At 65.0% G+C, this 24,307-nt stretch carries 20 protein-coding genes; 7 read left to right on the forward strand and 13 right to left on the reverse strand.

Translation table 11 applies throughout. The features are described 5' to 3' along the window. Positions 1-84: 84 nt before the first annotated feature. The 7 genes from ASC93_RS24570 to ubiE form a co-directional block, all read right to left on the reverse strand. Positions 85-702, reverse strand: a complete 618-nt coding sequence (locus ASC93_RS24570) for a DUF502 domain-containing protein (RefSeq protein WP_056448875.1) — start codon at positions 700-702, stop codon at positions 85-87. Between the two features lie 76 nt (positions 703-778). Then, positions 779-1,090 (reverse strand): FmdB family zinc ribbon protein, encoded by a 312-nt coding sequence (locus ASC93_RS24575; RefSeq protein ID WP_056448878.1) that lies wholly within the window; start codon positions 1,088-1,090, stop codon positions 779-781. Positions 1,091-1,402: 312 nt separating this feature from the next. Continuing rightward, positions 1,403-2,008, reverse strand: a complete 606-nt coding sequence (locus ASC93_RS24580) for a methyltransferase domain-containing protein (RefSeq protein ID WP_157202116.1) — start codon at positions 2,006-2,008, stop codon at positions 1,403-1,405. Then, positions 2,008-3,576: a ubiquinone biosynthesis regulatory protein kinase UbiB gene (gene ubiB, locus ASC93_RS24585; RefSeq protein WP_056448884.1), complete on the reverse strand. Its 1,569-nt coding sequence runs from the start codon at positions 3,574-3,576 to the stop codon at positions 2,008-2,010. Before ubiB ends, ASC93_RS24580 begins: the two co-directional genes overlap by 1 nt. Next, complete coding sequence (locus tag ASC93_RS24590) at positions 3,576-4,262, reverse strand: SCP2 domain-containing protein (RefSeq protein WP_157202109.1); 687 nt, start codon at positions 4,260-4,262, stop codon at positions 3,576-3,578. The genes ubiB and ASC93_RS24590 overlap by 1 nt, the downstream gene beginning before the upstream one ends. 110 nt (positions 4,263-4,372) lie before the next feature. Beyond that, the gene (locus tag ASC93_RS24595; RefSeq protein ID WP_056448887.1) at positions 4,373-5,323 is read right to left on the reverse strand and encodes a Tim44 domain-containing protein; all 951 of its coding nucleotides are present in this window, start codon (positions 5,321-5,323) and stop codon (positions 4,373-4,375) included. Between the two features lie 9 nt (positions 5,324-5,332). Further along, positions 5,333-6,067: a bifunctional demethylmenaquinone methyltransferase/2-methoxy-6-polyprenyl-1,4-benzoquinol methylase UbiE gene (gene ubiE / locus ASC93_RS24600; protein WP_056448890.1), complete on the reverse strand. Its 735-nt coding sequence runs from the start codon at positions 6,065-6,067 to the stop codon at positions 5,333-5,335. Between the two features lie 276 nt (positions 6,068-6,343). On the opposite strand from ubiE, the gene ASC93_RS24605 reads away from it, so the two are divergent. Beyond that, a complete protein-coding gene (locus ASC93_RS24605) occupies positions 6,344-6,547 on the forward strand; it encodes a cold-shock protein (protein WP_056448893.1) in 204 nt (67 codons plus the stop codon). A gap of 112 nt (positions 6,548-6,659) precedes the next feature. Here the strand turns inward: ASC93_RS24605 and ASC93_RS24610 are convergent, their stop codons facing one another. The 6 genes from ASC93_RS24610 to ASC93_RS24635 all read right to left on the reverse strand — a co-directional run bounded on the left by ASC93_RS24610 (position 6,660) and on the right by ASC93_RS24635 (position 17,507). Beyond that, positions 6,660-7,097, reverse strand: coding sequence for a gamma-butyrobetaine hydroxylase-like domain-containing protein (locus ASC93_RS24610; RefSeq protein ID WP_056448896.1), 438 nt, complete (start codon positions 7,095-7,097; stop codon positions 6,660-6,662). Positions 7,098-7,236: 139 nt separating this feature from the next. Next, a complete protein-coding gene (locus ASC93_RS24615) occupies positions 7,237-7,668 on the reverse strand; it encodes an HIT family protein (protein WP_056448899.1) in 432 nt (143 codons plus the stop codon). Continuing rightward, positions 7,665-11,672, reverse strand: a complete 4,008-nt coding sequence (locus ASC93_RS24620) for an FAD/FMN-binding oxidoreductase (protein ID WP_056448902.1) — start codon at positions 11,670-11,672, stop codon at positions 7,665-7,667. The genes ASC93_RS24615 and ASC93_RS24620 overlap by 4 nt, the downstream gene beginning before the upstream one ends. Before the next feature lie 258 nt (positions 11,673-11,930). Further along, entirely contained in the window at positions 11,931-13,424 is a 1,494-nt protein-coding gene (locus ASC93_RS24625) for an RICIN domain-containing protein (RefSeq protein ID WP_056448905.1), read from the reverse strand. 78 nt (positions 13,425-13,502) lie between these two features. After that, a complete protein-coding gene (locus ASC93_RS24630; RefSeq protein ID WP_056448909.1) occupies positions 13,503-16,241 on the reverse strand; it encodes a TonB-dependent receptor in 2,739 nt (912 codons plus the stop codon). A gap of 297 nt (positions 16,242-16,538) precedes the next feature. Next, positions 16,539-17,507, reverse strand: coding sequence for a transcriptional regulator (locus ASC93_RS24635; RefSeq protein ID WP_056448913.1), 969 nt, complete (start codon positions 17,505-17,507; stop codon positions 16,539-16,541). 191 nt (positions 17,508-17,698) lie between these two features. Between ASC93_RS24635 and ASC93_RS24640 the strand changes: the two genes are divergently transcribed. The 6 genes from ASC93_RS24640 to ASC93_RS24665 are packed head-to-tail and all read left to right on the forward strand — an operon-like array spanning position 17,699 to position 24,287. Beyond that, positions 17,699-18,943 carry a sialidase family protein gene (locus ASC93_RS24640; protein ID WP_056448916.1) on the forward strand — a complete coding sequence of 415 codons (1,245 nt, stop codon included), beginning with the start codon at positions 17,699-17,701 and terminating at the stop codon, positions 18,941-18,943. 36 nt (positions 18,944-18,979) lie between these two features. Continuing rightward, positions 18,980-20,080, forward strand: a complete 1,101-nt coding sequence (locus tag ASC93_RS24645) for a 1,4-beta-xylanase (RefSeq protein WP_056448919.1) — start codon at positions 18,980-18,982, stop codon at positions 20,078-20,080. Beyond that, complete coding sequence (locus ASC93_RS24650) at positions 20,077-21,174, forward strand: ABC transporter ATP-binding protein (protein WP_307189032.1); 1,098 nt, start codon at positions 20,077-20,079, stop codon at positions 21,172-21,174. The genes ASC93_RS24645 and ASC93_RS24650 overlap by 4 nt, the downstream gene beginning before the upstream one ends. Positions 21,175-21,184: 10 nt before the next feature. Further along, positions 21,185-22,099, forward strand: a complete 915-nt coding sequence (locus tag ASC93_RS24655; protein ID WP_056448925.1) for a carbohydrate ABC transporter permease — start codon at positions 21,185-21,187, stop codon at positions 22,097-22,099. Continuing rightward, a complete protein-coding gene (locus ASC93_RS24660; RefSeq protein WP_056448928.1) occupies positions 22,096-22,938 on the forward strand; it encodes a carbohydrate ABC transporter permease in 843 nt (280 codons plus the stop codon). The genes ASC93_RS24655 and ASC93_RS24660 overlap by 4 nt, the downstream gene beginning before the upstream one ends. Beyond that, positions 22,935-24,287 carry an extracellular solute-binding protein gene (locus ASC93_RS24665; RefSeq protein WP_082548321.1) on the forward strand — a complete coding sequence of 451 codons (1,353 nt, stop codon included), beginning with the start codon at positions 22,935-22,937 and terminating at the stop codon, positions 24,285-24,287. Before ASC93_RS24660 ends, ASC93_RS24665 begins: the two co-directional genes overlap by 4 nt. The last annotated feature ends 20 nt before the right edge of the window (positions 24,288-24,307 follow it).

A 24,307-nucleotide genomic window follows, 5' to 3' on the forward strand; every position in this document is an offset into this window, starting at 1 on the left:
AGGACATAGTTTTTCGATCCTGGTTGGTTGATTCGGTGGGCCCGCTTCAATCGCGGCCCCTGGATTCTTTGCTGCCTTGTTCTTCTATTGCGCCGCGATGGCGGCGGGGGCGGTGGCCTCGGCCGGCGGCGGCGGCGCCACGACGCCCATCGAGACGATGTACTTGAGCGCCGCGTCGACCGACATGTCCAGCTCGACGACCCGGCTGCGTTCCATCATCAGGAAGAAGCCGGAGGTCGGGTTGGGGGTGGTCGGCACGTACACGCTCACGTAGTCGCCCACCAGGTGGTTCTTGACGTCGCCGCCCGGCACGCCGGTGAGAAAGGCGATCGTGTACGAATTCTCGTGCGGGTACGGGATCAGGACGGCCTTGCGGAACGCGTTGCCCGACGACGAGAACAGCGTGTCGGACACCTGCTTGACGCTGCCGTACACCGAGTTCACGACGGGGATGCGCTGCAGCAGCCGCTCCCACATGCGCACGAACCATTTGCCGACCAGGTTATTGGTCAGCAGGCCGGTCACGAACACGATGGCCAGCGTGATGATGGCGCCCAGGCCGGGAATGTACGTCTGCGGCCGCCACTCGCTCGGCACGAGCACGAGCGACTGGTCCAGCGTGCTGATCACGAAGTTCAGCACCCAGGCCGTGATCGCGAGGGGCACCAGCACCAGCGCGCCTGTGATGAAATATTTACGCATCGATTGTCGTGACGGATCTCGTCCGGTGAATGTGTCGGGTGCTCATTATGCGCCGGCCGCGGGGCCGGTGCCGCGGTCAGGTGCTGCTGTCTTTCGCCGGCGCGGCGGCGGGTGCCGGCGCGTCCGACGACGCCGACGTGCTTGCGCCACCGTCGGACGACGTCGGCGTCGACGCCGGCGGCGTCGTGCCGGTTGCCGGCGCAGAGCCACCGCGGAAGTCCGTCACGTACCAGCCGGTACCCTTCAACTGGAAACCGGCCGCGGTGACTTGCTTCTTGAACGATGACTTCCCGCACGACGGGCAGACGGTCAGAACCGGATCGGAAATCTTTTGCAGTACATCTTTGGCAAAACCGCATTCATCGCAGCGGTAGGCGTAAATCGGCATCTGAATACTCCGCAAAAATCATCAAAACCCTGAATTATAAAGCTTTTGCGGGAGATTTTGACTCTGGCCGGCATCCGGGGGCCGGATGGCCGCTCGAGCAACTTGCTGCAGCATGGAAACAGTGTTGTTTTTCGTCAGCGCACGGATGAGTTCCGTTTGCCGAACATCAACTTAACTGTTTAAATAGCATTCTCGACAGCGTCAACGCTGCACAGGATTTAAGAAACAGAAGTTTGCGCGACCGGTTTCCGGCCCGCCGCAATACCGAAGAAAAGCACTTCAAATCGGGGCCCGCTTGCGGGCCCTTTCTTTTTAGCGGCGGCGCCAGACCATCCAGCGTTCCTTGCCCGCGAACACCGGTATCGAATCCTCGACCGCCTCGTCGGCCACGCATTCGAATGCGCTCGCCAGCAACGCATCCAGTTCCCCGCGAGACATCCCGAACGGCGGCCCCTTGGCCGCATCGTCGAAGAAGAAATACCCGGCCAATAAACCGCCCGGCCCCAGCAACGCCGCCCAGCGCCGCGCCACGTCCGGGCGGCGCGCGGGCGGCAGCGCGCACAGGAACGCCTGTTCGTAGATCAGGTCCAACGGCCGCGGCGGCGCGTACGCGAAGAAATCGGCCTGCACGATGCGGTCCGCCCACGGACCCGCCAGCGCGCGGGCGCGCGCGACGGCTTCAGGCGAGAAATCGATGGCGGCGGCATCCCAGCCGGCCGCGCACATCAAGGCCAGCTCGTGCGCCGAACCGCAGCCGGGCACCAGTACCGCCAGCGGACGATCGGCGTTTGCCACGAAACGGCGCAGTGCCAGCGATACGCCGCCCCGCTCCCACGGCGTGAAACCACGCTCGAAGCGCTCGTCCCAGAATCGCGGCGACAGCGGATCGCGGCTGGCGAACGCCGGCGGCGCGGCCATCATGGCGTCCAGTGCAAGTGCCCGGCGGCGAACATCGCGCCGACGAGCACGGCCACCACGCCCGTCGCGCAGGCGAGGAAGGCCAGCAGACGGGTGGCGCGGCGCTGCTCCTGCAACATCTTCGCCATGAGGTCGCCCATGTCGAGGTCGCTGTATGCACGCTTGTGCAAGACCTGGTGCATCAGGCGCGGCAGCTGCGGAAAGATCTGGCCGAAGCGCGGCGCCTCGGCTTTTAGACGCTCGGCCATGCCGCGCCAGCCGACCTGCTCGGCCATCCAGCGTTCCAGGTACGGTTTCGCCGTCTTCCACAGGTCGAGGTCGGGGTCGAGCTGGCGGCCCAGGCCCTCGATGTTGAGCATGGTCTTTTGCAGCAGCACGAGCTGCGGCTGCACCTCGACGTTGAAACGGCGCGACGTCTGGAACAGGCGCAACAGCACCTGGCCGAAGGAAATGTCCTTCAACGGCCGGTCGAAGATCGGCTCGCACGTGGCGCGCACCGCGGCTTCCAGTTCGTCGACGCGGGTCTCGCGCGGCGCCCAGCCGGATTCGATGTGCGCCTCGGCCACGCGCTTGTAGTCGCGCCGGAAGAAGGCGAGGAAGTTCTGCGACAGGTAGTCCTTGTCGAAATCGTTCAGCGTGCCGACGATGCCGAAGTCCAGCGCGATGTAGCGGCCGAACGTGGCCGGATCGATGGAGACGAGGATGTTCCCTGGGTGCATGTCCGCGTGAAAAAAGCCGTCACGGAAAACCTGCGTGAAAAAGATCTCGACACCGTCGCTGGACAATTTCTTGAGGTCGACGCCAGCCACGGCGAGGCGGTCCGTCTGCGAGATCGGGATGCCGTTCATCCGCTCCATCACGATCACGCTGCTGGAACAGTAATCCCAATACATTTCTGGCACGAGCAGCAGATCGGAATTCGCGAAATTGCGGCGCAGCTGGCTGGCGTTGGCCGCCTCGCGCATGAGGTCGAGCTCGTCGTGCAGGTATTTGTCGAACTCGGCCACCACTTCGCGCGGCTTCAGGCGGCGGCTGTCGGCCCACACTTTTTCGATGAGGCCGGCGGCCATCTGCATCAGCGCAATGTCCTCGTCGATCGTGGTCTTCATGCCCGGTCGCAGCACCTTCACCGCCACCTCCTTGCCGTTTTTAAGCGTGGCGAAGTGCACCTGGGCGATCGAGGCGGAAGCGACCGGCGTGCGTTCGAACGACGCGAACAGCAGGTCCGGCGCCGCGCCGAGCGAGCGTGTGATCTGGGCGATGGCCAGGTCGGAATCGAACGGCGGCACGCGGTCCTGCAGCAGCGACAGCTCGGCCACGATGTCCGGCGGCATCAGGTCGGGCCGGGTCGACAGCACCTGGCCGAATTTCACGAAGATGGGCCCCAGCTCTTCCAGCGCCAGCCGCAGGCGGATCGCGCGGGGCGAACTGATGCGGCGCCAGAAGAAGACGGTATTGATCAGGCGGGCGGTGCGCGGTACGTGCAGCCCGGAAATTGCGATCTCGTCCAGGCCATATTTGACGATGACGGTGAAGATCTTCAGCAGGCGCAGGAATTTCAGGATCATCAGTGGTCCGAAGGCGTGTCAGGGAGCGTCGGTGCGGGCGCGGTGCCGTGCCCGGCGCGCTGTGCGAGCTGCTGTTCCAGCTTCTGCTCGAGTTTGGCGATGCGCTTGGCCGTGCGCTCGACGTCGTCGCGCAGGCGGCCGACGTCGTCCGCGAAATTGTCCACGGTCGCGGGACGCACGAGCACGCGGCGTTCTTCCAGCAGGAATTCGGCGACGTTCTCTGCCAGCCGGCGTCCGGCCGCGGCGGCGCCCGTCACGGCCGAGCGCGCCCCGCCGGCCAGGCGCACGGCGCCGATCGGCCCGAACAGGCGCTCGAGGTCGTGCTCGGCATCCCAGCGCAGGCCCTTGGACAATTGCGAGATCGTGTTGGCGAACTCGGCGTCGCCCTCGATGCGCACATAGGAAAACGCGCGGTCGCGGTTCTGCAGGATCAGCGGCACGTCGCTCAGCTTGACGTGGATGGTGACGCCGGCCGCATCGTCGGCGCCCGCCGTCTCGAGCATGCCGTCGCGCGCGACGCGCATGCGCAAGGCGACGTGGCCCGTATCGATACATGCGGTCTTGCCGGCGTGGCGCATGAGGGCGTCGCGTGCCCACGCTTCCTGCGCCAGCAGGTGATTGATCGTCGCCACGGCCGGGGCCGTCAAGCCGCGTTGCGGCGACAGGAAAGAGGAAGTCGAAGACATGAAGGATTCGTATTCACAAAATAAAACCGCCCGGCATCGTCGGGCGGTTTCGATCTTACCAGTTCACCAGAGCATAAAACCCGGAGCACAAGCTTTTTATTGCGAAGTGTTCAAGTAATTTGCTGGATGCCCGCCAGCACCCAGCCGCCATTGCCGTTCAGCGGCTTGGACAGGTTCCACACCTCGACGAACGGTTCCGGCTGCGCGCCCGGCGCATTGCGGATCATGCCGTTGAACTGCACGCTGGCCAGGTAGTCGCGCTCGTTCGTCTCGATGCCCAGCAGCTGGGAATCGATGGCGACGACTTCCGTAAAGTCGGGCTGGCCGCCCCGCTCCTGGATCTGCAGCGACAGTTCGGCATATACCTCGGGCGACGTGAATTCGCGCAGGTCGGCGACGTCGCCGCGGTCCCAGGCGGCCTGCATGCGGATGAACGATGCCTTGGCGTGGCGCAGGAAGGCGTCCGTGTCGAAGCCGGCCGGCACGCCCCACTGCTGGTGCGCGGGCGCGGCCTTGTCGAGCGACGGCGCGCTCGAGAAGCCCGACTGGAAGCCGCCGGGGTTGCCCTGGTAGCCGCTGTTCAGGCCCGAGCCGATTTCCGGCGTGGCCGAGGCCGGCATGGGATTCTGGTTAAAGCCGGTAAACGTCGGGTTGGCCGGCGTGTCCTTGCGGCGGAACATGCGCACGATGAACATCACGGCGAACACGAGCAGCAGGATCATCAGCACCGACGACAGGGCGCTCGCCATGGCGCCGCCGATGCCGAAGTGCGAGAACAGCGCACCCAGGCCGAGGCCGAGCAGCGCACCGCCCAGCACGCCTTTCCACATGCTCGGCCGCTTCACCGGCAGCGCGGGCGGCACGGCGGGCGCAGGGGCCGGGCGCTGGTACGACGGCTGCTGGTACGACGGCTGCTGGTAAGGCGCCGGCGCCGGAGCGCGCATCCGGCTCACGGACTGCGACTGGCGGCCGAACGACCGGCTGCCGCCGAGCGGGCGCGCGTCGGCGATGCTGGACAGCGCCGTCAGCGCGATCAACATGCTGGCCAAGAACTTTTTCATCTGCTCACCTCAGAGTTTGATGCCGGTGTGCAGCGCGGCCACACCGGCCGTCAGGTTGTAGTACTGCACGCGGTCCAGGCCGGCCGTTTCCATCATCGATTTCAGCGTGTCCTGGTCCGGATGCATGCGGATCGATTCCGCCAGATACCGGTAGCTTTCCGCATCGCCGGCGATGCGCTGGCCCAGCCACGGCAGCACGGAGAACGAATACACGTCGTACGGCTTTTGCAGCGGCGCCGCGACTTTCGAGAATTCCAGCACGAGCAGCTTGCCGCCCGGCTTGAGCACGCGGCGCATTTCCGCCAGCGCCAGATCCTTGTGCGTCATGTTGCGCAGGCCAAAGGCCACGCTGACGCGGTCGAAATAATTGTCGGGGAACGGCAGTTTTTCCGCGTCACACAGCAAGGTGGGGGTGACGAGACCCTTGTTCAATAGACGATCGCGGCCCACGCGCAGCATCGACTCGTTGATGTCGGTCAGCCAGACCTCTCCGCTCGGCCCCGCCTGCCTGGCGAACGCCTTCGACAGGTCACCCGTGCCGCCCGCGATGTCGAGCACCTTGAAGCCCGGACGGATGCCGGCCTGGGCGATGGTGAACGCCTTCCACACCCGGTGCAGGCCGGCGGACATCAGGTCGTTCATCACGTCGTATTTCGACGCGACCGAGTGGAATACCTTGGCTACTTCGTGAACCTTCTCGTCTTCCGAGACGGTCTTGTAGCCGAAATGGGTGGTGTTGGTCATGGTAGCAAGCCGTTTAGTCTTGCCACATTATACAAGCCGGGTGCTGTGCTCAGCTTAAAGGTGTCTTACCCGGAGCGGGCCCAGTGAAATCGTTGCCATGCGTACACCTGTCGTCTTTGCCACACGGGATAGCAATCGTGCATCACAACTGTTAAAACTCTGCTTATAATGATTTTCGCTTGCGCACAGTTCGGAACAGGGATGCCTTATCGCTTAACCATGTGTCGCCAGCAAAAACACATTATTTTTCAAAAAAATTTCTTGAGAGAGAGAAACATGGCGACTGGCACCGTGAAATGGTTCAACGACGCAAAAGGCTTTGGCTTCATCAAACCTGACGATGGTGGCGACGATCTGTTCGCACACTTCTCGGCCATCAATTCGGCCGGCTTCAAATCGCTGGCGGAAAACCAGCGCGTCAGCTTCGACGTCACGTCGGGCCCGAAAGGCAAGCAGGCAGCAAACATCCAGCCGCAATAATCCCCGACCGGGACGCAAACCGGATAGCGCCGGCCCACCAGGCCGGCAAAGAAAAAAGCGCCGTGTATCGAACCGGCGCTTTTTTCGTTGATGCCGTCGGTTCCGCGACGGCTCAGTGGCTTCCGCAGCCACCGCCGCCCCCGCTCCCGCAACCGCCGCCCTTCTGTCCGGCCACCGGCACGGCACTCGCTTCGCGGCCGCTGTCGCCTTCATACCCCGCCGCATGCAGGCGAGCCAGGTAATCCTGCCACAACCGGTCGTGCTCGTTGCCCAGCTTGTACAGGTAATCCCAGGTATAGATGCCGGACTCGTGGCCGTCCGTGAACAGCGGCTTGACGCCGTAGTTTCCGACTGGCTCGGCGCCGCGGATGCCGACGTCGCGCTTGCCGACCTGCAGCACTTCCTGGCCCGGACCGTGGCCCTTCACTTCGGCCGACGGCGAATAAACACGCAGCAGTTCGAACGGGATGGCGAAGGCGGCGCCGTCGTCGAAGGCGATTTCCAGGACCTTCGATTGCTGGCGGATGGTGAGGTTGGTGGGCGTAGGCATGATGGGATCGGAAACGTTAATGACCGTCGCTCCCGCGGAGGCGGGAGCCCAAGTCCTGCGTGCGTCGCGTCGGCGCATACAAAATTGGGTCCCCGCCAAGGCGGACGGCCAGTCCGGGGACGACGTGGATAGGCGAATTTTACCGCTTAATGAAGCGGCGCTTGATCGCCTCCGCCAGCTGCGGCACCAGCGCCCGGCGCGCGGCCAGCACCGCCTCGTCCGTCGCGCGCACGGCCTGCGCCCACACGGGCGACGGGAAGTGCGCGTCGTCGGCGTAGCGCGGGATCACGTGCCAGTGCAGGTGCGGCACGACGTTGCCGAGGCTCGCCACGTTGACCTTCAGCGGCTGCATCACCTCGCGCACCGCCAGTTCGAGCTTGTACACGGCATCGTTCAGCAGCAGGCGATCCGCGTCCGCCAGGTCGCTCGCCTCGCGCACGTGGTCCTTCCAGATCACGCGCGCGAAGCCGGGGTAGTTGGCGTCGTCGACGAGGATGACCGCGAATTTATCGTTGTCGACGACGGTGGGCGCCGACAGCTCGCACAGCTCGCAGCCGGCCACACGCGTCATACGAGCACCCGCTCGATGCCGCCGTTGTTGGCGTTGGCGACGTAGTTCGGCATCCAGTTCTCGCCCAGCAGGTGGCGCGCGATCTCGACGACGATGTAGTCGGCCGTGGTGCCCGAGTCGTCGTTGTAGCGCGACAGGCCCTGCAGGCAGGACGGGCAGCTCGTCAGGATCTTGACGTCGCCCTTGAACCCGTCGGCGCGCAGCTTGTCCGCGCCCTTTTCCATTTCCTGCTCCTTGCGGAAGCGGACCTGGGTCGAGATGTCCGGACGGCTGACGGCGAACGTGCCCGACTCGCCGCAGCAGCGGTCGTTCTTTTCGATCGCGACGTTGTCGACGGTCTGCACGAGCGCGTTCACGGTCTTCATCGAGTCCTGCAGCTTCATCGGCGTGTGGCACGGATCGTGGTACATGTAGCGCGTACCGGTCACGCCTTCCAGCCTGACGCCCTTCTCCAGCAGGTACTCGTGGATGTCCATGATGCGGCAGCCCGGGAAGATCTTCTCGAACTCGTAGGTCGCCAGCTGGTCGTAGCACGTGCCGCACGAGACGAGGACCGTCTTGATGTCGAGGTAGTTCAGCGTGTTGGCCATGCGGTGGAACAGCACGCGGTTATCCGTCATCATCTTGTCGGCCTTGTCGTACTGGCCGGCGCCGCGCTGCGGATAGCCGCAGCACAGGTAGCCCGGCGGCAGCACGGTCTGCACGCCCACTTCCCACAGCATCGCCTGCGTGGCCAGGCCCACCTGCGAGAACAGGCGCTCGGAGCCGCAGCCGGGGAAGTAGAACACGGCTTCCGTATCGGCGTTCGTGACCTTCGGGTTGCGGATGATCGGGATGACCTTGTCGTCCTCGATGTCCAGCAGCGCGCGCGCCGTCTTCTTCGGCAGGTTGCCCGGCATCTTCTTGTTGACGAAGTGGATCACCTGCTCGCGGATCGGCGCCTTGCCCGTGGTCGGGGGCGGTGCCTTGGTCTGCTCTTTCGCGACGGCCTTCAGCACGCTCGCGCCCAGGCGCTGCGCCTTGTAGCCCCAGTCGATCATCCCCTTGCGCATCGCGTTGATGGTCGTCGGATCGGTCGCGTTCAGGAAGAACATGCCCGCGCGCTGCGCCGGCTTGAAGCTGCGCTTGTCCATCTTGCGCAGCAGGTTACGCATGTTCATCGAGACGTTGCCGAAGTCGATGTCCACCGGGCACGGCGTCACGCACTTGTGGCACACGGTGCAGTGGTCGGACACGTCCTCGAATTCTTCCCAGTGGCGGATCGAGACGCCGCGGCGCGTCTGCTCTTCGTACAGGAATGCTTCGATCAGCGCGGACGTCGCCAGGATCTTGTCGCGCGGCGAGTACAGCAGGTTCGCCTGCGGCACGTGCGTGGCGCATACCGGCTTGCACTTCCCGCAGCGCAGGCAGTCCTTGACGCTGTTGGCGATCTCGCCGATGTCGCTCTGCTGCATGATCAGCGATTCGTGGCCCATCAGGCCGAACGACGGCGTGTACGCGTTGCGCAGGTCGGCGTAGCCGCTCTCGCCGTTCAGCAGCTTGCCCTTGTTGAAGCGGCCTTCCGGATCGACGCGTTTTTTATAGTCGCGGAAATCGCGGATCTCGTCCTCGGTGAGGAATTCCAGCTTCGTGATGCCGATGCCGTGCTCGCCCGAGATCACGCCGTCCAGCGAACGCGCCAGCTTCATGATGCGCTCGACGGCCTTGTGCGCATCCTGCAGCATGGCGTAGTCGTCCGAGTTCACGGGCAGGTTCGTGTGCACGTTGCCGTCGCCCGCGTGCATGTGCAGCGCGACGAACACGCGCGAGCGCAGCACGCGCTTGTGGATCGCGGTCGCCTCGGCCAGGATCGGCTCGTAGGCCGCGCCGTTGAAGATGTGGCGCAGCTGCGCGCGGATCTCTTGCTTCCACGAGACGCGCACGGTGTGGTCCTGCACGACGTCGAACAGCGTGGCGCCAGGCTGCTGCGCGAGGCGCGCCTGGAACGTGCCGCTCAAACCGTCGAGGCCGAAGTCGGCCAGCTTATCGAGCACGGCGCCCAGCGGCTGGTCGAGGTTGGCCATGATCCAGGTCCAGCGCGCGGACACGCGGGCCAGCAGATCGTCGGCCTGCTGCGGGCGGTCGCCGAGGATTTCTTCCTTCGACACGCCTTCGCCGGTCGCATCGTCGGCCTTCGTCACTTCCAGGTTCCCGGACGTGAAATAGGCGTGCAATTCCTCGACGAGCTGCAGCTTGTTCTTGATCGACAGCTCGACGTTGATGCGCTCGATGCCGTCCGTGTACTCACCCATCCGGTTCAGCGGGATGACGACGTCTTCGTTGATTTTAAAGGCGTTCGTGTGGCGCGCGATGGCCGCGGTGCGCGAGCGGTCGAGCCAGAATTTCTTGCGGGCTTCCGGGCTCACGGCGATGAAGCCTTCGCCCACGCGCGTGTTCGCGAGGCGCACGACTTCGGACGTGGCCAGCGCGACCGCGTTCTCGTCGTCGCCGACGATGTCGCCGAACAGCGCCATCTTGGGCAAGGTGCCGCGCTTCGATTTGGTCGCATAGCCGACGGCGCGCAGGTAGCGCTCGTCCAGGTGCTCCAGGCCCGCGAGGCGCAGGCTGGCGAATTCCGGCTTGCCGTTCTTCGGCAGGCTGTCCAGGTAATCCTTGATCTCGACGATCGACGGGATCGCGTCGCGCGCCTGGCCGAAGAATTCCAGCGCGACGGTGCGCGTGTACTTCGGCATCTTGTGCAGGATCCAGCGGCCGGACGTGATCAGGCCATCCGTGCCCTCTTTCTGGATGCCCGGCAGGCCCGCGAGGAACTTGTCGGTAACGTCCTTGCCGAGCCCCTCCTTGCGGAAGCGGCGGCCTTCGATGGCCAGCGTCTCGGTGCGGAACGGCTCGCCTTTCGGCGCCCCCTTTTCCGACGGGTGCGTCCATTCGAGCTTGAACGTGGCGACCGGCGCGTCGTGGATCTTGCCCAGGTTGTGGTCGACGCGCGTGACCTCGAGCCAGTCGCCGTTCGGGTCGACCATGCGCCACGAGGCCAGGTTGTCGAGCGCCGTGCCCCACAGGACGGCCTTCTTGCCGCCCGCGTTCATCGCGATGTTCCCGCCGATGCAGGAGGCGTGCGCGGAGGTCGGGTCGACGGCGAACACGAAGCCGGCCTTCTCGGCCGCCTGCGACACGCGCTGCGTGACGACGCCGGCGCCCGTGTAGATGGTCGCGTAGTCGCGGTCGACGCCCGGCAGGCGGGTCATCTCGACCTCGCTCATGCCGATCAGTTTTTCCGTGTTGATCACGGCCGACAGCGGCGACAGCGGAATCGCGCCGCCCGTGTAACCGGTGCCGCCGCCGCGCGGGATGATGGTCAGCCCGAGTTCGATACAGCCCTTCACGAGGCCGGCCATTTCGTCTTCCGAATCCGGCACGAGGACGAGGAACGGGTATTCGACGCGCCAGTCGGTGGCATCCGTCACGTGCGACGTGCGGTGCATGCCGTCGAAGCGGATGTTGCGCTTGTCGGTGTAGCGGCCCAGCACGGACTTGGCGCGCTTGCGCAGGTCGTAGGTCTCGGCGAACTCGCGGCCGAAGTCGTCGACGGCCTTGCGGGCGGCGACGAGCAGCTGTTCGACGGCGCTGCTCCGACGTGCTGCCGTGGCCGGATCGGCCTCGCTGCCATCCACCGTCAGGCGGCGCTTGTCGACTTCCGCCAGGCGGTGATGCAGCGCTTCGATCAGCTTGGCGCGGCGCCTGGGGTTGTCCAGCAGGTCGTCCTGCAGGTACGGGTTGCGGCGCACGACCCAGATGTCGCCCAGGACTTCGTACAGCATGCGCGCCGAGCGCCCGGTCTGGCGGGCGCCGCGCAATTCGTCCAGCAATTGCCACGATGACTCGCCCAGCAGACGGATCACGATCTCGCGATCGGAGAACGACGTGTAGTTATAGGGGATTTCGCGCAGCCGGATGGGCGCGTTTTCTTCGAGCAGGGCGTGGATATTGGCAGGAGCGTTCATGGGGAGATCGACTGTCGTACTGACGCGTAGGACTCTCTATTCTAGCTTATTGCGATGCACCACGCTGGCGAAGGAATGATTTTTGCAACGGTCGAAAGGCAGAAACCAACAGAAAACTGACGCTATGCTCGAATTTGTTTTGGAAAAACAGACTTTTTCCGCCTAAAGCACGGCGTCCTGCGCAGAGATGCGTCTTATCCACGCCGGCCAGTCCGGTCTGCGTTACCGCCCGGGCTGGCCGATGCAATCAGGGCAACTTCAGGGCGACGGTTGCAGCTTCCAGCGCTGGCAATCCCCGCCCAGCCACTGCCATTGCTGGACATTGCCGCCCGGCGCGGTGGAACAGGCATCGACATCGAGCACCAGGCCGCTGTTCTTCGATACGAGGCGGAAGTAACCGCCACCGACCGGCTCCGGATGCCATGCCTGGCAAGGGGCGCCATTCGGCGTCCACTGCTGGACGTTGCCGCCGTTGGCCGTCGAACAGGCATTCACGTCCAGCGCCAGGCCGCTGTTTATGGACGTCAGCACGTAATCGCCGTTACCCTGGTTCTGCACGTTCCAGCGCTGGCAGTTGGCGCCGTTCGGCGTCCACTGCTGGACGTTGGCGCCGGCCAGCGTCGAACAGGCGTTGACGTCCAATGCCAACCCGCTGTTCTTCGAGATCAGTGTATAGATACCGCTGGCGACCGGATTATTCATCGGGCCGGCGGCAAATTTGATCGAGCAGCCGACATTGACCAGTTCATACAATTGCGCGCCATTCGCCGACGGCAGCAATTGCGTGGAATAGCCATTGCAGACATCGCTGCCGCCGTTGGTCACGGCCGCCTGCGGGGTCGCGCCTTCGGTCCAGAGTCCGGTGCCATTGTTGGTATTGAACATGAACGTCTGGCCATTACCGGCGGCGATACCGTTGTCGGCATTGCGGCGCAGGACCATGCCGGTCACCAGCAGACGGCCGTTGGCGCTGCCATCGTTGTACCAGCGTACGGTCGGCGTCTGCGTGAAGTGATTGCCGGACGTGGATTCGATGCGTGTGCCCAGATTCGACGGCACGCCCCAGCTCACGCCATCGGAAGACGTGCGGATGAAGGCGTCGCAATTCGACCCGCCGCAGACTTCGTACGTCATCACATAGCTGCCGTTCGGCAGACGCGCCACCAGCGGCATACCGGGCCGCTGCACGTTGCCGTCGCTGACGCCGACGACGATGGTGTCGCTGCTCCAGGTGACGCCGCCATCGTTGGAAATGCGCTCGGCGATCAGCTGGTTGTACCCGCTGCTTTTATATTCTTCGCTGGAGTAATACATGACCAGGCGGCCGGCGCTGTCGGTCGCGAATTCCGCTTCCCACACGCCGGTGCCGCCCGTCACCGGGGTGGACAGCAGGTTCCAGGTATGGCCCTGGTCGGTGCTGCGATAGATCTTGATGGCGTGGACGCTGCCATTGGTGGTGGAGGTGGTCCACAGCAGCGCGCCTTGCGGCGTTTCGTACATGCCGCTGCAGCAGTGGCCGGGTTCGCCGAGATTGATGGTGGCGATCTGGGTCCAGCTCGCGCCATTGTCGGCGCTGTCCCAGATCGTGCTTTGCGTATTGCCGTAATCGAAGCTGGCGACCAAATGCGCATTCGAGCCCAGCCTCAACATGCGCGGATAGAACGACGTCTGATTTCCCAGGGTGACGGCGGCACTGGCGCCACTTAGCCAGCACAGCATCGCGAACAGCACGGCATAGAAACGGATCTGCATGTTATGTCCTTTCGTATGTGCCAAAAAAAGGCGGGGGCAGGCCCCCGCCAAATACTCCAACGGAGCAAGGAGCCGGTATTACAGCTTGAAGCGCAGGCCGAGCGAATAGACGGCCGGGTCGTAACGGATATCGCGCGGGAACTGTTCGTAGCCGCTGTAGCTTTCGTAGGCGGCGTGGCTCAGGTTCCAGGCATTGAATTGCAGGGACAGCCGAGGATTGATCTCGTAGCCGACCGACAGGTCGACCTGGTTACGCGCACGCACCACATTGGTCGGCGGCAGCTGGATGCCGCCGTTGTTCAGCGATTCGACATAACGGTCGCGACGGGTGAACGCCAGCCGGCCGCTGAAGCCGAACTTCTCGTAGATCAGCGCCAGGTTGGCGTTCCGTTTGGCGACGTTGGTCAGCGGCGTGACGGTATAGTCGCTGCCGTTCAGGGTATTCGCGGTTTCGGTGCTGCCGCTGATCCACGTGTAATTGGCTTGCACGCCGAGGCCGGACAGCGCGCCGGGCAGGAAATCCATGAACTTCTGCGCCGACAGTTCATAGCCGTGCAGCTTGCCCTTGCCGGCATTCTGCGGACGCGTCACCGTGTAATCCAGGCCGTCGATGTTTTCCACCTGCGAGAACGGCTGCAGATAACCATCGATGCGGCGGTCGAAATAGGCCAGCGACGCGTAGCCGTTGTTGTCGAAGTAGCGCTCGAGGGTCAGGTCGAAGGACTTCGATTCCACCGGTTTCAAATCCGGATTGCCGGCGCTGCCGTAGCCGGGGCGGTTGATCGATGGCGGCGTCAGCGACAGCGCGGGGTTCAGCGACGCGAAATCCGGACGCGTGACCGTCTTGCCCCAGCCGACGTGCGACATCCAGTCGGCCGCCCAGTCGATCTTGGCGCCGATGCTGGGCAGGACGTCGGTATGCGAACTGCTCGAGTTGATCGTGCTGATGGTGTTGCCGATGCGGTTGTTGCCGGTCAGGTCGCGGTCCAGGCGGCTCACGCGCACGCCGCCCACACCCGAGACGCTCACCGAGCCCACATCGAACGCATAGCTGGCCATGCCGTAGGCGCTGTAGTTCTTCTCGGTCTGCTTGAACAGGCGGTTCGGGTCGTCCGCCAGGCGTCCCGCCGGCAAGCCGTAGTACTGACGCACCTGGTCGCGGTTATCCAGCAGGAAGTTGGTCGATGGCGTAGCGAAGGCGCCGCCCAGCCGCTCCACGCCCGGCACGACATCGTCGAACGACGAGCCGAACACGCCGACCGGCACCGGACGCACACCGCCCGGCGTATCGGCGCCGCCTTCCGCGCCGTGGTATTCGGCATCGCGCGACGAAAAGCGGAACCCGGCCGACAGCTTCTCGATCAAGCCCGGCGCCAGGCGGTAGCTGACGTCGTTGCGCCACTGCGTCTGCCGGCCGCTGCTCTCGCTCCACGACTGGAAGAAGCCGCGCAGCACATACTGCGACGGATCGCTCAAGGCGTTCGGGTGGCCGGGCGTGGAGGCGGAAAAGCCGCCGTGCCCATCGCCGTCCAGGCCGGTCACGTGCAGCGTGGCGAACGGCACGCTCTGGTCGATGATGATGCGGTCGTCGACGGCCTTCGAATACGTGAACGCGAGGTCCGTCGTGGCTTGCCATGGGCCGTTCTTGTACTTGGCGCCGATGCTGCCGTACGCGGTGTCGGTTTTCTGCTGGTGCGCCTGGGTGCTGCTGGCGGTGTAGGGCGCGACGCCGTCCGCGTCCGGCAGCACGTCGGCGGACGCGATCGGGCAGACGTGGCCACGGCTCGTGTTGCAGTAAGGGCCGTCCGGCACCAGCACCACATTGGTCGCCTTGTTGCCGTCACGCGCCACGGCGAACAGATAGTCTTCGGCACTGCGGCCGCGATAACCCATGTAGATCGCCTGGCTGTCCACTTCCAGCTTGTCGCTCGGACGCCATTGCAGCGCGCCGTGCAACTGCTCGCGCTCGCGCTTCCCGGAGTTGTACACGCCGCCGGGGAAAGGCATCACGGCCGTGGTGGTGGTGCCGCCCTTGGCCCGTTCGGCCGCCAGGTTGGGATTGCCCCGATCGTCGCGATACGCGCTGCCGTCGGGACGCACCTGCCACGAGGCGCCGCCCGGTTCCGCGAACCACTGCACCGGATTGACGAAGCGGTCCTTGACGTAGGTGCCGTCCAGCAGCACGCCGACGTCGCCATGCGCGGTCTTCCAGCGATTCGAAATCAGGCCGCCGAGCTGCGGGTCGGTGTGCGCGTCGGCGCCGCTGCCGCGCGGATGGAGATTCACGCCGTCGATGAAGCCGGAGGCGGTGAATCCCTTCAAATCCAGCGGCTTGCGCAGCCGCACATCCATCACGCCGGCAATGCCGCCTTCCTGCTGGTTCGCGGTGGCGGACTTGTACATGTCCAGGCCGGCCACACCTTCGATCCGCAGGTCCTGGTAAGACAGGCGCCGTCCGTCGCCGGTAAAGATTTCATTGCCGTTGATCGTGGTGGCCAGGTCCGGCAGGCCGCGGATCAACACGTTGGTGACCTCGCCGGCATTGCGGCTCACCTGCACGCCCGGAATGCGCTGCAGCGCTTCGCCGACGGAGCGGTCCGGGAATTTTCCGATGTCCTCGGCATTGATCGAGTCGACCACCTGGTCGGCGGTGCGTTTGATGTCTTCCGCCTTGCGTACGCTCTGGCGGATGCCGGACACCACCACCGTGTTGGTATCGTTGATGGCATCGGCGGGCTGCTGTTGCGCCCAGGCCGGTGCGCCGGTCAATACGCCCAGCAGGGCCGCGGCGACCGGCGTCCTCTTGAACTGTTGCATGTGATGTCTCCACTATTGAACGAAGCTTCCGTGCCGATCCGGTATGCCCTGGCGAGCTACAGATACCGGATGCCGTGAGTACTGGCACGATGCGTCATCGCTTTAATTCTTGTTTGTTATGGGCGGGCACTACAACAAATTTATTTGCGATAGTGCCCCAGCAGCGATGCAATAGTGAATGTATTTCCCATTTATTTCAATAATATTTGCGATAAATATTGAAACTTTATGAATATCGGGTAAAAATGGGCCAACCCGACGCTAAGCAACAACAAAACTTGTTGGATAAGCGCTGTCTCAGCCGATTTTTTTGGAAACCGGCACCGGCACGCCGCTCGGGAACTCGAAGCCGAGCTTCATGACGATGTCTTGCGGGTAGTTGCCGAACTTGCGGCCGAACAGGTTGAGGCCGCCCTTGTTGCGCGCGTCTTCCTTGACGCCGATGCGCACGCGGATGTGATTGGCCTGCCCCAGCTTCAGGTCGCCGATGGTCGTCCCGCCCAGCGAGACGCCGTCGATCATGGCGCCGCGCTCGTTGACGCTCCATTGTTTCAGCATGCCATACGTCGTGCCCTCGACCTGCCACCACGACGGCGTCAGCAGGGCCGGCTTGCCGCCGAAGTCGCCGGGCGAGGTCCAGGTGCCCACTTCCACCTCGTTGATCCACAGCGTAATGTCGGACGGCCAGTCGGGATTGTAGTTGGGCGCCTCCGAACACAGTTCCATGGACAGCGACAGCTCGGTGGTCACCGCGCCGTACGGCACATTGTTCGGGAAGGCATATTCCACATGGCCCGCGCCGAACCACAGCAGCTGGGCGTGGACGTGCTCCGGCTCGAAGAAGGAACGCGGATCGTCCAGCATGCCGATGATCTTGCTCTCGCTGACCAGGCCGCAGGTCGGACTGGCTTCGACGCTGCGATAGCTGCCGATCGGCATGCTGATGGTGACGGTATTCTGCTCCGCCTCCACCGCCGCGCCGGGCAGGCGGATGCGCACTTCGTCGTAGCGCTTGGAACACAGTTTCTGGATGCCGCGCGTGCCCGGCTCGGTTTCCACCACCACGAGGCCCACCGCTTCCAGCTGGTTGACGTTGAAGCTGACGGTGGAATGCGGCAGGCCCATGGTGGCGGCCAGCTCCGACAGGTTCAGCACCTTGTGCGTCAACAGGCCCAGCATCGCTTGCCGCGTTTCCGACGCCAGTGCTTTTACCAGCGGCAGTACCGCGTCGCCCTCTACCAGCAAAGACCGATTCCCAGCATCCATGTTGCGCCCTATTCCTCTGAATAAATCTGTGAGTTCACCGCATTGGGTGATGATGCCCTGCATCATACCGCGTGGCGAAAATGCCAGTAACGCAAATTTATAACAACTATTCTTGTAAGTAATGATGTATATTGCGAGAATAAACCAACGAAAATACTTGTGACTTAAGAACTCAACAACAGGAGACCAGCATGATCAACAAGACCGGCATGTTTGCCATCGCCACGCTGTGCGTGGGACTGTTCCTGAGCGGTTGCGGCGGCAGCGGCGCGATCGCGGCCGCGCCGGACGCAGTTGCCGCCGCCACGCCACCCGCCGCGGGCGCATCGAACCAGGGCACGCTGCTGGCCGACACGTTCGCGACCTATCCGCGCCTGATCCGCCAGAGCCATCACCAGACCGCCGCACTGAACGGCCGCCTGGTGGCCAGCGTCACCAGCAGGAACACCGACCAACCGGTGGCGGGCATTTATGCCAGCAGCGACGACGGCGCCAGTTTCACCCGCATCGGCACGGTCGCCGATCCCGATTTCAAGAACGGCCATTGCTGCGGCACCTTGTACGAGCTGCCGGTCAAGATCGGCGCGCTGCCGGCCGGCACCTTGCTGTACGCGGCATCCGTCGGCCAGGAACGCGACGCGCCGATGGAAAACCGCATCTACCAGAGCGCCGACGGCGGCGCGACCTGGAACTACCTGTCCCTGTGCGGCACGGGGCGCGTTCCCAAGAACCCGAAAGCGCCGTCCGGCATCTGGGAGCCGGAATTCGCCATCGCCAGATCCGGGGAACTGGTGTGCTACTACTCGGACGAGACGCTGGCCGGTCACTCCCAGATCCTTGAGGAAGTCACCAGCCGCGATGGCGTCACCTGGAGCGCGCCGCGCACCATCGTCGCCGGCGACGATCCCAAATCCCGTCCCGGCATGGCCATCGTGCGCCAGCTGCCGAACGGCGCTTATCTGCTGACCTTCGAGAACTGCTATCTCGGGACGCTGGACTGCGCGCTGCGCGCCAAGCGGTCCAGCGATGGCCTCGACTGGGGCGCCGCCAACGATCCGGGCTTCCGCCTGGAGACCGCCAGCGGCCAGTTCTTCCGCCACGCGCCGACCTTCACCTGGGCCCCGGTCCCGGGCCAGCCCAACGGCATGCTGATCGCGATCGGCCAGATCCTCGTCGACAAGAACGGCATCCCGGATGCCAGCGGCAACGGCAAAGTCATGTTCACCAACACCACCGCCGACGGCAGCGGCCCGTGGAAGCTGGCGCCGGCGCCGCTGGCCATCGCTTCTCCTCCGCTGACGACCAACTGGTGCCAGAACTATTCCAGCCCGCTGCTGCCGTCGACCGACGGCAAGCGCCTGACGATGCTGCAATCCGACGGCGGCGCCGACCAGAGCTGCCGGACCCGCTTCGGCGCCGCCGCGCTGACGCCATGACGACGTCACCCCTCCCAACCTGATTTTAGAAAGAACATGATGACCACTGCACCCGCCACGCCCACCGTTCCACAAGTTCCGCTGTGGAGCCCGCAGCGCGCGCATGCCTGGTTCGCGGCGCAACCGCGCATCCTCGGTGCCAACTTCGTTCCCGCCAGCGCGGTCAACCAGCTGGAAATGTGGCAGGCCGACACCTTCGATGCGGAGCGCATCGACCTCGAACTGGGCTGGGCCGCCGGCCTGGGCATGAACACCATGCGCGTGTTCCTGCACGACCTGCTGTGGGCACACGATGCGGAAGGATTCAAGCGGCGCATCGACGTTTACCTGGGCATCGCCGCGCGGCACGGGATCCGTACGATGCTGGTGCTGTTCGATTCGTGCTGGGATCCGCGTCCCGAGCTGGGGCCGCAGCGCTGGCCCGAACCGGGCGTCCACAATTCCTGCTGGGTGCAGAGCCCGGGCGCGGCCCAGCTGGCCGATCCGTCCAGCTATCCGGCGCTGCGCGCATACGTGGAGGACATCGTCGCCAGCTTCGGCAACGACGACCGCGTGTGGTGCTGGGACCTGTGGAACGAGCCTGACAACCAGGGCGGCGGCCTGGGGTACTACCTGCCGTTCGAAGCCAAGGAAAAGATCTCGCTGGTGGCGAAGCTGCTGCCGCAGGTATTCGGCTGGGCCCAGGCCTGCGCGCCGAAGCAGCCGCTGACCAGCGGCGTCTGGTTCGGCGACGACTGGTCGCCGGCGTCCACGGTACTCAACGACGTGCAGAAAGCGCAGTTGGCGCTGTCGGACGTGTTAACCTTCCACGATTACAGCGGTCCGGAAAAATTCCTGGCCCGCGTCCACCAGTTGCAGGGCTACGGCCGCCCGCTGATCTGCACCGAATACATGGCGCGCGGCATGGGGTCCACCTTCAGTTCCGCCCTGGAGATCGCGCGCACGGAACACATCGGCATGATCAACTGGGGCTTCGTGGCGGGCCGCAGCCAGACCAACATGCCGTGGGACTCGTGGAAGACGCCGTACGCGGACACGCCGCCGCCCGTCTGGTTCCACGACGTGCTGCATGCCGACGGGACGCCCTATTGCACAGAGGAGGTCGAACTGCTGCGGCAGTACGGCAAAACAGAATGAAGATGGAACATGAACTGGGCGGCATCGAGTGGGTCGACGTCAGCAAGCGCTATGGCCAGAACGCGGTAATCCCGGACTTCAACCTGTCGATCGCGTCCGGCGAATTCATCGCGCTGCTGGGTCCATCGGGCTGCGGCAAATCGACGCTGCTGCGCATGCTGGCGGGACTGGAGCCGGTGTCGGGCGGCCGCATCGCCATCGGCGGGCGCGACGTCACCACGCTGCCGCCGGGCCAGCGCGGCGTGGCGATGGTATTCCAGCAGTACGCGCTGTATCCGCACATGACGGTACGCGACAACCTGGCGTTCGGCCTGCGCAACATCCGCATGGATGAAGCGGACATCGCGCGCCGCGTGACCGATGCGGCCAACATGCTCGAACTGCAGGCGCTGCTGGAGCGCAAGCCCGGACAGCTGTCCGGCGGCCAGCGCCAGCGCGTCGCCATCGGCCGCGCCGTGGTCAAGGAGCCGCTCGCGTTCCTGTTCGACGAACCGCTGTCCAATCTCGACGCCGCATTGCGCACGCGCACCCGGCTGGAGCTCGCGCGCCTGCACAAGCGCCTGGGCGCGACCATGCTCATCGTCACCCACGACCAGGTCGAAGCCATGACCCTGGCCAGCCGCATCGTGGTGCTGAACCAGGGCCGCATCGAACAGTGCGCGGCGCCGATGGAACTGTATGAACGCCCCGCCACGCGGTTCGTGGCGGGCTTCGTCGGCAGCCCAGGCATGAACTTCCTGCCGGTCGTGCGCGCGCCCGACGTCGATGGCCGCTGCGCCGTCACGCTGGCAGACGGCGCGACCGTGCGGACCGCCGTGCCCGCGTTCGCGGCGGAAGGCAGGCTGGAACTGGGCCTGCGCCCGGATGCCATCACGCCCGCCGCCGACGGGCAGCTCGAGGGCACCGTGGAGGTGATCGAACGCCTTGGCGACCGCACCCTGCTGCACGTGCAGTTGCGGGACGGCTTGCTGATCGTGGCCGACGCGCCGCCGCGCGCCGCGGAGCCGGCCGTGGGTTCCACCATCCGCCTGCGCCTGGACCTGCGGCGCGCCCACCTGTTCGACGCGGCCGGTACCGCGCACCATCCGGCATGAGGCGCGACCGATGAAACGCGACCTCCCCTCTGCCCTGCTCGCGCCCGCGCGCCGCACCGCCTTTGCCTGGACCGGCCTGCTGTTCGTCACCCCCTTCCTGCTGTGCTACCTGGCGTTGCTGGTGTGGCCGCTGGCGAAAGGGCTGTGGCTCAGCCTCCACGCGATCGACCTGCTCTCCAACATCGGCCGCTGGGTCGGCGCCGTCAACTTCATCGACCTGCTGCAGGACGAGATGTTCGTGCGCTCGACGTTCAACACCGTGCTGTTCGCGGCGCTGTGCACGCCCGCCATGGTGATCACGGGCCTGGCGCTGGCGCTGGCGCTGAACCGGCCGGGCCGCGCCACCGCCATCCTGCGCGGCGTATTTTTCGGCGCCGGCGTGCTGTCGGTCACCATCGTCACGCTGGTCTGGCGCCTGGTGCTGATGCCGGAACACGGCATGCTGGCCAACGCCGCGCATGGCATGGGCCTGGACGCCGGCGCACCGCTGACCAGCGAATGGCTGGCATTGCCGATGGTCGTGCTGGCCACCGTCTGGTGGGGCGTCGGCATGCCGATGATGCTGTTCCTGGCGTCGCTGCAGCAGATCCCGCACGATGTCTACGAGGCCGCCGCGCTGGACAACACCAGCCGCTGGCGCAGCTTCCGCCACATCACGCTGCCGGCGATCCGCCACAGCGTGATCCTCGTTGCGGTCACACAGCTGATCGCACAGTTGCAGGTGTTCGGCCAGATCCAGTTGCTGACGCAGGGCGGTCCGAACAACAGCACCCGCTCGCTGGTGATGTTCGTGTACGAAGCCATGTTCGAACAATGGCAGCTCGGGTATGCGGCCGCCGGCGCGCAAGCGTTATTCCTGTTGATGCTGGCCGGGATCGCGCTGCAAGGCTGGCTCGAACGCCGCGCACGAAAGGCGCAATCATGAATGCGAATCTGACCAACCGCTGGGGCAACCGCGCCATCTTCGGCGCCACCGTGCTGGCCGCGATCGTCTGGGTGGCGCCCTTGCTGTGGATACTGGCGCTGTCGTTCAAGCCCAACGAATTGCTGGCGCAGCGCACCGACATCCTGTTCGCGCCGCCCTACACCTTGAAGAACTACAGCGACATCCTCGGCACCTCGCTGGTGTTCCGCTGGATCGTCAATTCCTGCGTGGTGGCATTCGCCCAGACCATCCTGGTGCTGCTGCTGTCGTCGCTGGCAGGCTATGGCTTCGCCCGCACCGAGTTCCCCGGCAAGACCTGGCTGTACCGCCTCGTGCTGGCCGGGCTGGCCGTGCCGCAGACCGCCGTCGTCATCCCGCTGCACCGCATGTTCGCCGACTGGGGCCTGCACAACAGTTATCCGGGCCTGATCCTGCCCGGCCTGGCGGCGCCGTTCGGCGTGTTCCTGATGACGCAATACTTCAAGGCGATACCGCGCGACCTGGAAGAAGCCGCCCTGCTGGACAATGCCTCGCGCTGGACCGTGTTCACCCGCGTGATCCTGCCGCTGTCGCTGCCGGCGCAAGCCACGCTGGGCATCGTCACCTTTCTCGGCGCGTGGAACGATTACCTGTGGCCGCTGATCTCCGCCACCCAATCGGACCACTACACGCTGACCTTGGGCCTGGCCTCGACGCAGACCAACTTCGCACAGTCCGAAGGCCTGGGCTTCCTGATGGCGCAAGCCGTGTTCGCGGCGGCGCCGGTGCTGGTGCTGTACGCCTTCTTCCAACAATACATCGTCGCCGCGGTCGCCGGCACCCGGGTACGTTCAGCATGAGACTCATTTCTTTTGTCGCCGCCCTGGCCTTGACGTTCGCCGGCAGCACGGCATCGGCCACGCCGACCGACATCTCGTTCGCACGCTTCTTCGGTTCCTGCGAAGCGGAATACGGCAACTCGACCGATACCGCCAACGCCACCGGCGAATGCGGCATCATCACCACGCTGGTCAACAAGTTCAACGCCACCAACCACGAGCAGATCACGGTGCACACGCAAGTGGTGGAGCATGGCTCGTACTACAGCCAGCTGGGTGCGCGGATCGTCGGCCGCGACGTACCGGCCGTCGCCATCCTGCACAGCTCCGCCCTGAACGACTTCGTCAAGCGCGGCCTGATCGCGCCGCTGGACGACGAGTTCCGCGCCGCCGGCATCGACGTCGCCGACTTCACGCCGCAAGCGCAGACCGCGGTCACGATCGACGGCCATCGGTACGCCCTGCCCTTCGACACCCATTCCTGGCTGTGGCACATCAATCTCAATTTGATGAAGCGCGCCGGGCTGGTGACGAAGGACGGCAAGCCGCTGCTGCCGCAATCGCCACAGGAGCTCCTGGCCCAGGCACGCCGGTTCAAGGCCGCCACCGGCAAGCCCTATTTCATCTGGCTGACCGATAACGATCCGGCCTTCTTCCCGCGCATCCTGCTGACGCTCGTACGCCAGCAGGACACGACCCTGTTCCCCAGGGACGACTTCCACATCGACCTGCACAGCGCGACCGTGCGCGCGTCCGTGCAGCTGCTCAGGACGATGTACGAAGAAGGGCTGACCACGCGCGGCCAGGATTATGGCGCCGCCCTGCAAAGCTTTGCCGCCGGCGAAGGCGCCGTGATGATCAACGGGACCTGGATCATCGGCGACCTGCTGCGCCAGTCGCATCAGGCGCACAGCGCCACCGCGGGAGGCTACACGGCGGTGCCGTTCCCGCGCCTGCATGGCCGCAGCGCGGTCTGGGCCGACAATCACGTGATGGTGCTGCTGAAAGGCGGCACGCCAGACGCGCGCAGCCGCCACGCCGCGCTGGCCTTCCTCAAGTTTTTATACGATGAAGGCGGCGTGTGGGCGCACACCGGCCAGCTGCCGACGCGCCGCTCGGTGATCGAATCGGCGTCGTTCACGCGGCTGCCGCTGCGCAGCGAGATTGCCGCCATTGCGCGTGACGGCGTGGCGCTGCCGATCGAAGTCGCGCGCCAGGCGATCGTCGCCAAAACGCTGGGCGATGCGATGATCGCGGTGATCGCCTACGGCGCGGACCTGGACCGCACCCTGGCGCGCGCCGAAACCAGCATCGACCGCATGCTGGCGCGCGACGCCCAGTTTCAGGGAGGCGCCACGGCGCCGCGCTGAAGGAAGGTCTTCATCCGAAT

The sequence above is a fragment of the Massilia sp. Root335 genome, from assembly GCF_001425685.1.
GTDB classification, from domain to species: Bacteria; Pseudomonadota; Gammaproteobacteria; order Burkholderiales; family Burkholderiaceae_D; genus Telluria; species Telluria luteola.